The sequence below is a fragment of the Ruegeria sp. AO1 genome (assembly GCF_056535985.1).
Window position 1 is genome coordinate 975531 of record NZ_JBQFJC010000002.1, and the last position, 13489, is coordinate 989019.

The 13489-nt window shown below is 57.6% G+C and carries 13 protein-coding genes; 9 read left to right on the forward strand and 4 right to left on the reverse strand.

Annotated elements, in window-relative coordinates:
• Nucleotides 1–5 precede the first annotated feature (5 nt).
• Genes ACR3FB_RS22510 through ACR3FB_RS22550 form a run of 9 tightly spaced genes read left to right on the forward strand, consistent with a single transcriptional unit; the run spans nt 6 to nt 8804 of the window.
• Complete coding sequence (locus tag ACR3FB_RS22510; RefSeq protein ID WP_480565574.1) at nt 6–1280, forward strand: ABC transporter substrate-binding protein; 1275 nt, start codon at nt 6–8, stop codon at nt 1278–1280.
• Between the two features lie 49 nt (nt 1281–1329).
• Complete coding sequence (locus ACR3FB_RS22515; protein ID WP_480565576.1) at nt 1330–2049, forward strand: ABC transporter ATP-binding protein; 720 nt, start codon at nt 1330–1332, stop codon at nt 2047–2049.
• Nucleotides 2049–2759: an ABC transporter ATP-binding protein gene (locus ACR3FB_RS22520; protein ID WP_480565577.1), complete on the forward strand. Its 711-nt coding sequence runs from the start codon at nt 2049–2051 to the stop codon at nt 2757–2759. The genes ACR3FB_RS22515 and ACR3FB_RS22520 overlap by 1 nt, the downstream gene beginning before the upstream one ends.
• Nucleotides 2756–3619: a branched-chain amino acid ABC transporter permease gene (locus ACR3FB_RS22525; RefSeq protein WP_480565578.1), complete on the forward strand. Its 864-nt coding sequence runs from the start codon at nt 2756–2758 to the stop codon at nt 3617–3619. The genes ACR3FB_RS22520 and ACR3FB_RS22525 overlap by 4 nt, the downstream gene beginning before the upstream one ends.
• A complete protein-coding gene (locus ACR3FB_RS22530) occupies nt 3619–4686 on the forward strand; it encodes a branched-chain amino acid ABC transporter permease (RefSeq protein WP_480565579.1) in 1068 nt (355 codons plus the stop codon). Before ACR3FB_RS22525 ends, ACR3FB_RS22530 begins: the two co-directional genes overlap by 1 nt.
• 3 nt (nt 4687–4689) lie before the next feature.
• A complete protein-coding gene (locus ACR3FB_RS22535) occupies nt 4690–5271 on the forward strand; it encodes a VOC family protein (protein WP_170556313.1) in 582 nt (193 codons plus the stop codon).
• 28 nt (nt 5272–5299) lie between these two features.
• On the forward strand, nt 5300–7057 hold the full coding sequence (locus tag ACR3FB_RS22540; RefSeq protein WP_480565580.1) for an FAD-dependent oxidoreductase: 1758 nt from the start codon (nt 5300–5302) through the stop codon (nt 7055–7057).
• Nucleotides 7058–7096: 39 nt separating this feature from the next.
• Nucleotides 7097–7981 (forward strand): intradiol ring-cleavage dioxygenase, encoded by an 885-nt coding sequence (locus ACR3FB_RS22545; protein WP_480524946.1) that lies wholly within the window; start codon nt 7097–7099, stop codon nt 7979–7981.
• A gap of 1 nt (nt 7982) precedes the next feature.
• Entirely contained in the window at nt 7983–8804 is an 822-nt protein-coding gene (locus ACR3FB_RS22550) for a 3-oxoadipate:acetyl-CoA acetyltransferase (protein WP_480565581.1), read from the forward strand.
• Nucleotides 8805–8870: 66 nt separating this feature from the next.
• Here ACR3FB_RS22550 and ACR3FB_RS22555 read toward each other — a convergent pair whose 3' ends face one another.
• The 4 genes from ACR3FB_RS22555 to ACR3FB_RS22570 form a co-directional block, all read right to left on the reverse strand.
• Nucleotides 8871–9827, reverse strand: a complete 957-nt coding sequence (locus ACR3FB_RS22555) for a pirin family protein (protein WP_480565582.1) — start codon at nt 9825–9827, stop codon at nt 8871–8873.
• Nucleotides 9828–9908: 81 nt separating this feature from the next.
• The gene (locus ACR3FB_RS22560; protein WP_480565584.1) at nt 9909–12089 is read right to left on the reverse strand and encodes a xanthine dehydrogenase family protein molybdopterin-binding subunit; all 2181 of its coding nucleotides are present in this window, start codon (nt 12087–12089) and stop codon (nt 9909–9911) included.
• A gap of 1 nt (nt 12090) precedes the next feature.
• On the reverse strand, nt 12091–12543 hold the full coding sequence (locus tag ACR3FB_RS22565; protein WP_480565585.1) for a (2Fe-2S)-binding protein: 453 nt from the start codon (nt 12541–12543) through the stop codon (nt 12091–12093).
• A gap of 55 nt (nt 12544–12598) precedes the next feature.
• Nucleotides 12599–13483 (reverse strand): efflux RND transporter periplasmic adaptor subunit, encoded by an 885-nt coding sequence (locus tag ACR3FB_RS22570; RefSeq protein WP_480565586.1) that lies wholly within the window; start codon nt 13481–13483, stop codon nt 12599–12601.
• Between the last annotated feature and the right edge of the window lie 6 nt (nt 13484–13489).

Genomic DNA, 13489 nt, shown 5'->3' on the forward strand with positions numbered 1-13489 from the left:
GACACATGATCACACGACGCAAATTGCTGCAATCCAGCGCTGCAACCGGCCTCGGGCTGGCCACCGGCACGCTCGCTGCGCCCGCTATCGCTCAGGGTGCCAAGATCAAGCTGGGCTATGTCAGCCCGCAATCAGGTCCTCTGGCCGCGTTCTCTGAGGCCGACAAGTTTATTCTCGACAATTTCGCCGCATCTGAGGCCGGTGCGAATTTTGAAGTCATCGTCAAAGACAGCCAGTCTAATCCGAACCGTGCAGCAGACGTGGCGGGCGAGCTGATCGTGGACGATGAGATCGACCTGATGCTGGTCGCTTCGACGCCAGAAACGACCAACCCCGTTGCCTCGACTTGTGAGGCCGAGGAAGTGCCGTGTATTTCCACTGTTGCCCCTTGGCAGCCGTGGTTCATCGGCCAGCAGGGCAATCCCGGCGATCCAGCCAGTTGGGAGCCGTTCTACTACGCCTATCACTTCTTCTGGGGGCTTGAGGATGTGATCTCGGTCTTCACGGCGATGTGGGGCCAGTTGGAGACCAACAAGCAGGTCGGTGCTCTGTTCCCAAATGACGGCGATGGCAATGCATGGGGCGATCCAAATGTGGGTTTCCCACCGGTTCTATCCGAGTTGGGATATAGCCTGACAGATCCCGGGCGGTACCAGAACCTTACCGACGATTTCTCGGCACAGATCAACGCGTTCCGCCAGGCGAATGTTGAAATTGTAACCGGCGTTCCCATCCCGCCTGACTTCACCACCTTCTGGAGCCAAGCCAAGCAGCAAGGCTTCACCCCTAAGGCGGCGAGCATCGGCAAGGCGATCCTGTTCCCGCAGGCCGTCGAGGCCTTGGGTAACGCAGGCAACAACCTGAGTTCCGAAGTGTGGTGGTCACCGACCCATCCGTTCTCTTCATCGCTCACTGGCGCAAGTTCAGCTGAACTGGCGCAGGGTTACATGGCCGCCACAAGCCGCCAGTGGACACAGCCTATCGGCTTTGTGCACGCGCTGTTTGAAATGGCTGCCAACGTCATGGGGCGCGTTGATGACTCGGGTGATGGGGATGCGGTGGCCGAGGCTATAGCTGCCTCGCAATTGGATTCCATTGTCGGCCGTATCGCCTTTGATGGTGCAGGTCTGCCTCCCTTCGCCGCACAGAACGTCGCGAAAACACCCTTGGTGGGCGGGCAATGGCGGCTGCTCGACAATGGCAGCTACGACCTCGTGATCGTCGATAACTCTTCCGCGCCTGAGATCCCGACTGCGGGTGTGATGGAAGAAATCTCCTGATCGCAATGAAACCAGCGCCCCGAACCCTGTCCGGGGCAGGAACACCGGTATGACCATTCTTTCGCTCAAAAACGTATCGAAAAGCTTCGGTGCGCTCACTGTCACGGACGATGTCAGTTTTGATGTCGCGCAGGGGCAGGCCCTTGGGATCATTGGCCCGAATGGGGCAGGCAAGTCGACGCTGTTCAATCTGATTACCGGCAACCTGACCTCTGATGCGGGATCGATCCATTTCGATGGAGCGGATGTGACGCGCGTGCCGCCAATGCAGCGCTGCTTGTCGGGCATAGGGCGTTCGTTCCAGATCCCTCAGCCGTTTGATCATCTAACGGTGTTCGAAAATCTGCTGGTGGCCGCAACGCACGGTCAGAGCAAATCCGAACATGATGTCGAACAGGACTGCGCCCGTATTCTTGAGCAAACGGAGTTGTTGGACGTGGCCAATGACACGGCCAGTGGTTTGCGGCTGTTGCAACGCAAGCGGTTGGAGTTGGCCCGCGCGATGGCAACCAATCCAAAGCTGTTGCTGCTGGACGAAATCGCCGGAGGTCTGACCGACGCCGAATGCACCGCGCTGATTAACACAATCAAGGGGCTACACAGCAGCGGCGTCACGATCATCTGGATCGAACATGTCCTGCATGCGCTGACCTCTGTTGTTGAACGGCTGCTGGTTCTGGATTTCGGCAAGGTCATCGGCCTCGGCGAACCGGAAGAGATCATGAACAGCCGGGAAGTCAAAGAAATCTACCTGGGGATCGAAGTCTGATGAGCCTGTTAGAGACCCACGCGCTGGCCGCCCATTACGGAGATTTCCAAGCCCTGTTCGGCGTGGATATCCATCTGGACGAAGGTGAAACCGTCGCCATCATCGGGGCAAACGGGGCCGGGAAATCGACCCTCATGCGCTCGATCTCGGGCGTTCTGACCAACGGGTCGGATCAAGTGCGCTTTGACGGCCAACCCATTGGGGGCTTGGCTGCTGATGAGATCATGGCGCGCGGCGTGGCCATGGTGCCCGAGGGGCGCCGGCTGTTTCCTTCCCTAAGCGTCGAGGAAAACTTGCTGATCGGCACCTATGGCCGCAAGGTATCTGGCCATTGGTCATTGCAAACAATCTACGACCTGTTCCCGATCCTGAAAGAGCGCCGCAACCACCCCGGCACAGCCCTGTCTGGCGGGCAACAGCAGATGGTTGCAATCGGTCGCGCGCTGATGAGCAATCCCCGTGTTCTGCTCTGTGACGAGATCAGCCTTGGTCTCGCGCCTGTGGTCATCAAAGACATCTACGATGCCGTCCCCCGCATTCAGGAGGCCGGAGCCAGCCTAATCGTGGTGGAGCAGGACATTGGTCAAGCGATGAAAGTCGCGGACCGCGTCTATTGCATGATGGAGGGTCGCGTCACGCTGGAAGGCACCGCCGAGACGCTCAGCCGTGAAGCCATTCACGACGCCTATTTCGGAGGAGCCGCCGCATGATCTGGATCGACACCATCATTCAGGGCGTTCTGTTGGGCGGGCTCTATGCGCTGTTCGCGGCAGGCCTGAGCCTCGTGTTCGGGATCATGCGGTTGGTCAATCTGGCCCATGGCGATCTGATCGTCTTTGCGGCCTATCTGATCCTTCTGCTGGTCTCGTTGCTTGGGCTTTCACCGTTTCTGGCAGCAATCATTGCCGCACCAATCATGTTTGGCGTGGGTTGGGCTTTGCAGAGGCATGTGCTGAACCGAGTGCTGGGGCCTGATATCCTGCCGCCTTTGCTTGTGACATTCGGTCTGTCGGTCGTCTTGCAGAATGCTCTGCTCGAAGGATTCTCAGCCGATAGCCAACGTTTGCCTGCGGGTGAGATTGCTACGGCTTCCGTTCAGTTGGGTGGACTGAACTTGGGTGTTCTGCCGCTGCTGACCTTTGCTTCTGCGATCCTTGTCATCATCGGTCTGAACCAGCTTTTCTATCGCACGGAATTGGGGCGGGCGTTCCGTGCGACCTCGGATGATGCGGTGACAGCGGGTCTGATGGGTATCCGGCCAGAGCGTATCTTCGCCACTGCGACAGCCATCGCAATGCTGGTCGTGACCTTGGCCGCGCTTTATCTGGGAATGCGGGCGAACTTTGACCCCAATATCGGCCCAGCGCGCCTAATCTACGCCTTTGAGGCCGTGATTATTGGTGGCCTCGGCAGCCTGTGGGGCACGCTAATCGGGGGCATCATCATCGGCGTCGCCCAGACTGTCGGCGCAGCAATCAACCCCGAATGGCAAATCCTGGCTGGCCACCTGGCGTTTCTCATCGTGCTTCTGATCAAACCCAGAGGCCTGTTTCCACGGGCGGTGGACTGATGACTGATACTTCGATGTACCGCGTCCAAACGCAGACCCGCGCGTCCTACAGTGCCGGAGCCGTCTGTATCGCTCTGATCATCCTGTTCATCCTTCTGCCGACATTTGCCAGCAGAGGGTTGATTCAAGACCTGTTCTTCATCTTCACCATGCTTGTACTGGCTCAGTTCTGGAACCTGCTGGCCGGGTATGGCGGCCTTGTGTCCGTCGGCCAGCAAGCCTTCGTGGGCATGGGCGCCTACGCCATGTTCGGCGGTGTCATCCTTTGGGGTATGGACCCGGTTTCGGCGATCCTGCTGGGCGGCGTTGCGGCCCTGATTGTCGCCATTCCCACAGCCTTCTTCGCCTTCCGCCTGCAAGGGGCCTATTTCGCCATCGGAACATGGGTCATCGCCGAGGTCATGCGCCTACTGGTGGCCCAATGGAAAGTGCTCGGCGGCGGCACTGGAACCTCTTTGCCGCGCACCGCAACACGTGAGATGTGGGCCACCGAATGGATCCAGACCACCTTTGACGTTCGCGGAGCAGCAGCGCGCGATATCCTGACCTACTGGCTGGCCTTGGCGCTGGTGATCGCAACGATTGCGGGCATCTACTGGCTGCTCAGAACGAAGCGCGGGCTGGCATTGGCTGCGGTACGCGACAATGTCGAAGCAGCGAAATCCGTCGGCGTCGATGCGGTTCGGATGAAATGGCTGGTCTACTTGGTCTCAGCCGCAGGAACCGGGCTGACCGGTGCTTTGATCTATGTGCAGAAACTGCGCATCTCTCCGGATGCGGCGTTCTCGGTCACCGACTGGACGGCTTACGTGATTTTCATCGTCGTGATCGGAGGCATCGGCACCATCGAAGGCCCAATCCTGGGCGTGCTGATCTTCTTCATCCTGCAAAGCCTGCTGGCCGACTACGGCTCTTGGTACCTCATGGTGCTTGGTCTGATCGGGATCGCCGTCATGCTCTTCGCCCCGCGCGGTATCTGGGGGCTGATCTCTGAGAAAACCGGACTTCAAATATTCCCCGTGCGCCGTCGTCTTGTGATTGGCGCGCAGTCGAACAAGGAGGATTGATCCATGAAAACTCTCGCACTGACGGCCGCAGTCACAGCATTAGGAACGGGCGCACTTGCTGGCAGTTCCTTGCCGGGAATGACGGGCACAGACCACGTGGGATTTACAGTCCCGAGCGTTGATGAGGCTGTCACCTTCTTTCAGGACGTCATCGGTTGCAATGTGTTCTACCCATTGGGACCGTTCTCGGGCGGTGACAGCACTTGGATGGCGGACCATCTGAACGTGGACGCCAAGGCTGAGATCCCGACGATGCGGCTGGTACGCTGCGGCAATGGCGCCAATTTCGAAATCTTCGAATACACCGCGCCGGATCAGGATACGAAACTGCCGCGAAACTCAGATATCGGCGGGCATCATATCGCGTTCTACACCACCGACATGGAAGGTGCCGTCAGCTATTTGCAGGGCAAGGGCATTCAGGTCCTCGGCAACCCGACAACCATGACCGACGGTCCAAGTGCAGGCGAGACTTGGGTCTATTTCCTTGCCCCCTGGGGCATGCAGCTTGAACTGGTCAGCTACCCGGACGGCAAAGCCTATGAGGCCGAATATGACGGCCGCCTCTGGGATCCGCGGTCCTGAGAAACTCAAAGAACAAGGGAGAGAGCTTATGGCCACCATCACAACGGATGTCCTGATCATCGGGACCGGCCCGGCGGGGTCTGTAACGGCGGCTTTGCTGTCGAGCTACGGCGTCGAGAATATGGTCATCAACCGCTATCGCTGGCTGGCCAATACGCCGCGGGCGCATATCACCAATCAGCGCACGATGGAGGTGCTGCGCGACCTTGGTCACGAGGTCGAGGCCGAAGCCTATATGCATGCCGCGCATCAGGATCTGATGGGTGAAAACGTGTTCTGCGAAAGCCTCGCCGGTGAGGAAATCGGGCGGATGAAAAGCTGGGGCAATCATCCACTGTCCAAGGCAGAACATCTGCTGTCCAGTCCGACATTGATGAATGATCTTCCACAGACATTCATGGAACCGATCCTGTTCGGCACCGCTTGTCGCCGTGGCACGCAAGCGCGCATGAGCACCGAATACTTGCGACATGAGCAAGACGCAGATGGCGTGACGACGACGTGTTTGGATCGCTTGTCGGGCGAAGAAATCACGATCCGCTCCAAATACCTAGTCGGCGCGGATGGGGGCAATTCTCTGGTCGCCGAACATGCCGGTCTGCCTTTCGAAGGTCAGATGGGTGTCGGCGGATCGATGAACATCCTGTTCCGTGCGGACCTCAGCAAATACGTCGCGCATCGCCCATCGGTGCTCTATTGGGTGATGCAACCGGGTGCGAATGTCGGTGGCATCGGCATGGGTCTAGTCCGCATGGTCCGCCCATGGAACGAATGGCTCATAGTCTGGGGCTATGACATCAACCAACCGGCCCCCGAGGTTGACGAGGCCATGGCCACTCAGGTTGCACGGCAATTGGTTGGCGACCCCGAGCTTGAGATCGAACTGATCAGCGCAAACACCTGGACCGTCAACAATATGTACGCGACCCATATGCAAAAGGATCGCGTCTTCATCATGGGTGACGCGGCACACCGACACCCGCCGTCAAACGGGCTGGGGTCGAACACCTCAATTCAGGACAGTTTCAACTTGGCTTGGAAACTGGCCGCAGTCCTGAAAGGCCATGCCGGAGAGAACCTGCTGGATAGTTACAGCGAAGAACGCGCGCCTGTAGCAAAGCAGATCGTAACACGGGCCAATCAATCCATCGGTGAATTCGGTCCCATCTTTGAATCGCTCGGAATGGCCGAAGGCGTCGACCCAGAGGTCATGCAAAGCAACCTTGAGGCTCGAACAGGATCAACGCCTGAAGCTGCAGCACAAAGGCAGGCCATTCGCGAGGCGATTGCTTTCAAAAAATATGAGTTCGATGCGCATGGCGTTGAAATGAACCAGCGCTACGACTCCTGTGCGATTGAAACGGATGGTCAACCCAATCCCGGTTTTGATCAGGATGCTGAGCTGCACTATCAGCCGACGACTTGGCCCGGCGCGCGCATTCCACATGTTTGGGTGTTTGATCATGATACAGGGAACAAGCATTCAACTCTGGATTTGTGCGGTCGTGGGGAATTCACTGTGCTTACCGGCATCGGTGGTGAGGCGTGGGTGAATGCGGCGGAAACCGTCTCGAAAGAATTGGGTATGCCCATTCGCTGTCACGTCATCGGTCCGCGCCAGACCTATGTCGACCACACCGGAGATTGGGCGCGCGCGTCCGAGATTTTGGATGCGGGCTGCTTGTTGGTCCGTCCCGATCAACACGTGGCGTGGCGCTCAGCCGATATGGCTGCGGATGCCGAAGCTGAACTGCGTCGCGCGCTGACCACAGTACTTTCGCGATGAGCCAATCTGGAGCAAACTTACACAAGTCAGGAGGCCACAATGGACTCGCATGAGATGGGATACTTTACCGAGGAAAACTCGGCCGAGGTCGTCACGGCACGCAACAAAAACGCAGAAAGCGAACGGCTGAAGCAGGTGATGGAGGTCATTACCAGAAAGCTACACGAAGCCGTTAAGGAAATCGAACCCACGCAGCAGGAATGGTTCGAGGCGATCATGTTCCTGACCAAGGTTGGGCATATGTGCGATGACTGGCGGCAAGAATACATTCTTCTGTCCGATGTTCTAGGCGTGTCGATGCTGGTGGATGCGGTGAACTCACGTCGCCCCACCGGGGCCTCCGAGAACACGGTGCTGGGGCCGTTCCACGTGGGAGGTGCCCCGGAATACGAGATGGGGCACAACATTTGTCTCGACCAAAAGGGTGAGGACATGGTGGTGCGGGGTCGTGTCACCGATGTTGAGGGCAACCCGCTGGAAGGTGTCAAGATTGATGTCTGGCAAGCCAATGATGACGGGTTTTACGACGTGCAGCAAAAAGGTATTCAACCTGATTTCAACCTGCGCGGCGTCTTCACGACCGGCGCTGATGGGACCTATTGGTTCCGTGCGGTGCGGCCAAAGAACTATCCAATCCCAGATGATGGGCCAGTTGGCGATCTGTTGAAGCGTCTTGGTCGACACCCGTACCGACCGGCGCATCTACACTACATCGTTTCAAAAGACGGATACGACGACCTGACCACGCATATCTTTGATCCCGATGACCAATATATCAACTCGGATGCTGTATTTGGCGTCAAAGAAAGCCTGATCGCCGAATTCAATCGCGTCGATGATCCGGCGCGATTTGCGGAAGTTGGCTTTGAAGGTCCCTATTGGGATGTCGAATTCGACTTTGTCCTCGCACCGAAAGAGGCCTGAAATGTCCGAACCCTGCATCATCTGCGTTGCAATAACCGGGTCGTTGCCAACCAAGGCCAACAACCCGGCTGTGCCCATCACAGTCGAAGAACAAATCGAAAGCACACAGGCCGCTTTTGAGGCAGGGGCATCCATCTGCCATGCCCATGTTCGAAATGATGACGAGACGCCTTCGAGCGACCCGGAAAAGTTCGCAAGGTTGAAAGAGGGGCTCGAGAAACACTGCCCTGGTATGATCATCCAGTTTTCGACTGGAGGGCGATCGGGGGCGGGCAAGACGCGGGGCGGCATGTTGCCGTTGCGGCCGGATATGGCGTCGTTGTCCGTGGGGTCGAACAATTTCCCCACGCGCGTCTACGAAAACCCACCCGATCTTGTCGACTGGCTCGCGGCTGAAATGGCGACATATGACGTCAAACCAGAGATCGAAGCGTTCGATCTGAGCCACATCCTGAAGGCGGCCGAGATGCACAAGAAAGGGCAAATCAAAGACACGCCTTATGTGCAATTTGTCATGGGTGTGAAAAACGCAATGCCTGCGGATCGGGACGTATTCGATTTCTACGTGAAGACCGTTGAACGACTGTTTCCGGGTGCGCCTTGGTGCGCTGCAGGCATTGGTGCGCAGCAGGAGGTTCTGAACCACTGGGCCATTTCCTCCGGTGGCCACGCGCGAACCGGCCTCGAAGACAACATGCGCCTGGATCGCAGTACGCTGGCACCGTCAAACGCGGCGCTTGTAACGCGGACTGCAGAGATCTGTGCCCAGTACAATCGCCCGGTCGCAACAGCGGACCAGGCACGAACTATTCTAGGCCTTTAGACCGGGTTTGCGTACCTTTGAAAATCCACAAACCCGGTTAAAAGGTCAGGCCGAAGGCTCCGTTTTTCAATTGGGCAAGGTTTGTTCAAGTTCTGGCGTGATAGGGATGTGCTCGGCGTCGTCACCCGGTGGCAGTTTAAAGGGGCCATTGGCCCAATCCGCCGCCTTCCAAGACTCTTTGGCGTCTTCAATCCTGTCTCGGGACGATGAAACGAAGTTCCACCAGATGTAGCGCTCCTCGCTCAGGGTTGCCCCGCCCAGCGCCATGAGACGCGCTCCCTTTTCACCAGCCCTAACGCTGATTTTGTCGCCCGGTCGAAAGACCATCATTTGCCCGGCGTCAAAGATGTCACCCGCGATCTCAACCGACCCTTCAGTGACGTAGAGGCCACGGTCTTCCTGATCATTCGGCAATGGAAAACGCGCGCCCGGCGAAAGAATGACGTCGACGTAAAACGTCTCGGACTGCATCGTCACGGGGCTGGATTTGCCATAGGCTGATCCGAGTATGAGTTTTGCTTGAATGCCCGTATCTTGAAGCTCTGGAAGGGCTGCGTTCTTGTGGTGCTCAAAGTCCGGTGCCATGTCTTCGCAGTCTTTTGGCAACGCGATCCAGGTCTGAATCCCGAACAACCTATTGCGCTTGGCCCGCGTTTCCGCGCTGGTGCGTTCGGAATGCGTGACGCCCTTGCCCGCGATCATCCAGTTCACTTCGCCCGGATAGATCATCTGATGAGTGCCAAGGCTGTCGCGATGCTCAAACTCGCCATCGTACAAATAGGTTACTGTACCAAGACCGATATGCGGATGTGGGCGAACGTCTATACCGCCTTCCGTAATGAACTCAGCCGGGCCCATTTGGTCGAAAAAGATGAACGGTCCGACCATCTGGCGTTCGGGTGCAGGCAAAGCACGCCTGACTTCAAACCCACCAAGATCACGGGCGCGCGGAATAATCAGAGTTTCAACACTGTCTGCCGAAGCATTTGGACACTCAGGGTTATGCGTGGGGTTCCAACTCATACATTGGGTCCTTTGTCTGTAGTTGGGTCTTGGCAAATGCGCCGCCGGTCAAAGGAAATGACCGGCAGCATCCTTAGCCCGCTACGTTTCCAGCGCGGCGGTGACGCGATCTGGAGTAAACGGCATGTGGCGCAAGCGCTTGCCTTGGGCGGCATAGAACGCGTTGGCAATAGCTGCGGGCACCATCGGAGTGCCAACCTCGCCAACACCAACAGGCGGCGCATCGACCACTGCGATGTAGATCTCGATGTCCGGCATCTGCGACGCGCGTGTGATCTCGTAGTCCCAGAAGTTGCTCTGCACCACTTCGCCGTTTTCGATGTCGATCTTTTCGGAAAGAGCCATCGAGATACCGAATACGATGCCACCTTCGATCTGATTGAGTGCGTTGTCTGGCGTGACGATCAGGCCCGCATCTATCGCGGCCCAGAAGTTGGTGATCTGGATCTCTCCACTGTCCGCGTCGACTTCAACTTCTGCCACACCTGCGGCCATGGATGAGCTGTAGCCTGCAAAAGAGAGTCCTAAGTTTCGATTACCCCGATTTTGCCAATCAGACATCTCGGCCACCTTCTCAAGCAGGTGCTGCCCACGCGGGTTTTCGGAAACAAGATCTAGCCGGAACTCCAATGGATCCCGCCCGGCTTGTTCTGCGAGTTCGTCCATGAAACACTCCGCCGCAAAGGCCGTGTAGGACGCGCCAATACCGCGATAGGGGGCAAGGCGGGCGTGCCGGTGCATGATCAGATGATCGGCGCGGAAATCCTTGATGCCATAGAACTTGCTCTCGGCACCCCGCATTGAGATCACATCGTTCGGGTTCACCGCATCCCAACGCAGCGGGTTGAAGAAACCAATGACCGTTGGTGTAGCGACCTTGTGATACCACCCGTCCAGTTTTCCCTCCGCTGTCAGACCGGCCTCAAGCTTTTGGGCCGCAGCCGGGCGGAAGGTCCCCTGCTTCACGTCGTCTTCACGCGGCCAAATCACTTTGACAGGGCGTCCAACGGCCTTAGAGCACAGCGCCGCATCACGCACATAGTTCTGCATCAGGGCTGTGCGTCGACCAAAGCCTCCGCCCATCGTCATCATGTTCAGTCGAACGCTTTCGACGGGGATATCCAGCACCTCGGACACAGTCCGCGCAGTCCACGACTGCGTTTGCGTGCCCGCCCAAACCTCAGCACCTTGCCCGTCCGAATCGACATCAGCGACCGCCGCCATCGGCTCAATCTGAGCATGGTAGGCATAGTCCGACAGATAAAGCTGCGAATACTGACGGTCAGCGTTGCCAATGGCTGCAGGGGCGTCGCCTTTCTCGGCCCAGGTTGCCCCCGACGCTTCAGGAGCGCTGACAGCGGCGGCGTATTCGGCCAGCGTCTCTTCGCTGTTTGAGGTTCGGAAAGGTGAGGTGGTGGACCATTCGACCTCAAGCAAACCCCGTGCGCCCAAGGCAGACCAAAGGCTTTCCGCGACGACGGCGACACCGTCCGGTACCGTCACGATTTCGATGACGCCCGGTACTTCGCGCGCGGCAGAGTCGTTGATGGAAAGCGCTACCTCGTCCTCGACTGGTGCACGTAGAACCGCCGCATAGGCCATATTGGGCACTTCCACATCAATCGCGTATTCGGCCTGACCTGTGCTTTTGGCCGGAACGTCGCGACGCGGTAGGTCTTGCCCGATGATCCGAAACGCGGATGGGTCTTTCAGCGGCACGGTCTCAGCGTCTGGTACCGTCACGTCCCTTGAACCAAGCGCCGCCAGTTCACCATACCCTGCCTGTTGGTCATCGGGCCCCAAAATAACACTTGGTTCGGTCCTAAGGCTGGCTTTGTCCACACCCCATTCGCGCGCTGCGATTTGCAGCAACACGTCGCGCGCTTGAGCGCCCGCTTTGCGCATCGGATCGAAGTAGAACTGTGTTCCGGTGCTGCCAGCCGTATACAAAACACCGCCGAACAGCTGATTTCCAAAGCGTCGATCATCAGCGTTTAGCTGTTCGATCTCAACGTCGTCCCATGCGGCATCCAACTCCTCGGCAAGGAATTGTGGCAGCGTGGAGTAGCTGCTTTGTCCCATTTCGGTCGACGGGAAGACGATCCGGATGCTTCCATCCGCTCGGATCGTCAACCAGTGATTGACATCCAGCGCGCCAACTGCTGCCTCAGCCCGGACGGATGAGATGCCTCCCGCACCGATGAAAAATGTCAGTCCAGCAGCGCCTTGTAGAAACCCACGGCGGTTCATGGTCATCGTCATCTCAAACCTCCTTAGCTGCGCGTTCGATGGCTTTGAAAATTCGGTTGTACGTTCCGCATCGACATAAGTTCGAACTCATCTCATCGACGATTTCCTCGCGCGTCGGGGATGGATTGTCCGCTAGAAGTGCCGCCGCGCGCATGATCTGACCCGACTGGCAATAGCCGCATTGGGCAACCTGCTCTTCGATCCAGGCCCTCTGAACAGGATGCGAGCCGTCTTCGGACAATCCTTCGATCGTCGTGACTCGCGCATCCTCCACGTCGCTAACCGACATCTGACATGCGAAGCTCGCCACACCACCCACATGCACCGTGCAGGCTCCACACATGGCAGCACCGCACCCGTATTTCGTACCCTTGAGTTTGAGCGTATCTCGAAGGACCAGCAGCAACATTTCGTCAGGGGGGTTATCAACCTCTACGGGTCGGCCGTTCAATTCGAATTTGATCATTTGGAACAGTCCTTGTGATGCCTGATGTTGAGGGGATCTTGTGGGGTGGATTTCTTCATGGCCTGACCATTGAGTGGTCTTGCTCGGCGCCGGTGACTGGGCGGACCATGGGCGTGACACGGACTTTCATTCCCGGTCGCAACGTTTGGTTGGGGTTTTCTAGATCTGCCCAGACACGTATCTTTCCGCTTTTTTCATCGAACCAGACCGCCGATCCAGTGAGCCGAATTGCATCTGACAGAACCCGACCAATTTCCGTTTCAACGCGAAACCAGCCAGAATTTGATAACTCCTCTGAGCGCGTGTTAGTCGTGTTCAGCCCTGAAACCCAATGGGCATAGGGAAGCTCGAACACAACGCGCAGGCGGTTGAGATTTACGAGTTGAAACAGGGGCGGATCGCCGGAATTGAACTCAACCAGCGAACCCGGTCCAACACGCGGGTCTTCGACATGTCCTGAGATCGGCGCACGTATGAGCGTGTCCTCGTAGTTGGTTTGTGCGATCTCCAACTCGGTTTCCGCCAAGTCCCTTTCGGCCTCAGCCAAAGCCAGATTTGTTTCGGCGTCCAACAATGCAACCTCTGTTGCCGCTCCTCGCGTTGAGAGTTGGGCGGCGCGGGCCAACCTATCTTGGGCTTGAAGCAACAGAGCCTCGGCTTTGGCCAACTCTGCACTCGCGGCATCGACCGCCAGTTTCTCCAGATCGTTTCGAAGCTGCAGCAATGGCGTGCCCGCTTGGACATAGTCACCTTGCTCAACCAGCACTTCTTCGACGATGCCCTCCGCCCGGCTATAAACGTCCGATCGGTCGACTGCTTCGATACGGCCTTCAAACTCCGCTCCACTCGCAGATGCCTGCTCAGGCGCATGGGCCCAGAACAGAGCCGCAAAGACTGTGGCCGAAAGAATGGGCCTTTGGGTAACCAAAATCGATAGCATCACAAA

What these genes read in the sequence shown, in the direction of transcription:
- ACR3FB_RS22530 (WP_480565579.1), top strand. Translation starts at nt 3,619, where the DNA reads ATGACTGATACTTCGATGTACCGCGTCCAAACGCAGACCCGCGCGTCC.
- ACR3FB_RS22525 (WP_480565578.1), top strand. Translation starts at nt 2,756, where the DNA reads ATGATCTGGATCGACACCATCATTCAGGGCGTTCTGTTGGGCGGGCTC.
- ACR3FB_RS22555 (WP_480565582.1), bottom strand. Translation starts at nt 9,827, where the DNA reads ATGAGTTGGAACCCCACGCATAACCCTGAGTGTCCAAATGCTTCGGCA.
- ACR3FB_RS22510 (WP_480565574.1), top strand. Translation starts at nt 6, where the DNA reads ATGATCACACGACGCAAATTGCTGCAATCCAGCGCTGCAACCGGCCTC.
- ACR3FB_RS22560 (WP_480565584.1), bottom strand. Translation starts at nt 12,089, where the DNA reads ATGACGATGACCATGAACCGCCGTGGGTTTCTACAAGGCGCTGCTGGA.
- ACR3FB_RS22520 (WP_480565577.1), top strand. Translation starts at nt 2,049, where the DNA reads ATGAGCCTGTTAGAGACCCACGCGCTGGCCGCCCATTACGGAGATTTC.
- ACR3FB_RS22565 (WP_480565585.1), bottom strand. Translation starts at nt 12,543, where the DNA reads ATGATCAAATTCGAATTGAACGGCCGACCCGTAGAGGTTGATAACCCC.
- ACR3FB_RS22535 (WP_170556313.1), top strand. Translation starts at nt 4,690, where the DNA reads ATGAAAACTCTCGCACTGACGGCCGCAGTCACAGCATTAGGAACGGGC.
- ACR3FB_RS22515 (WP_480565576.1), top strand. Translation starts at nt 1,330, where the DNA reads ATGACCATTCTTTCGCTCAAAAACGTATCGAAAAGCTTCGGTGCGCTC.
- ACR3FB_RS22550 (WP_480565581.1), top strand. Translation starts at nt 7,983, where the DNA reads ATGTCCGAACCCTGCATCATCTGCGTTGCAATAACCGGGTCGTTGCCA.
- ACR3FB_RS22570 (WP_480565586.1), bottom strand. Translation starts at nt 13,483, where the DNA reads ATGCTATCGATTTTGGTTACCCAAAGGCCCATTCTTTCGGCCACAGTC.
- ACR3FB_RS22545 (WP_480524946.1), top strand. Translation starts at nt 7,097, where the DNA reads ATGGACTCGCATGAGATGGGATACTTTACCGAGGAAAACTCGGCCGAG.
- ACR3FB_RS22540 (WP_480565580.1), top strand. Translation starts at nt 5,300, where the DNA reads ATGGCCACCATCACAACGGATGTCCTGATCATCGGGACCGGCCCGGCG.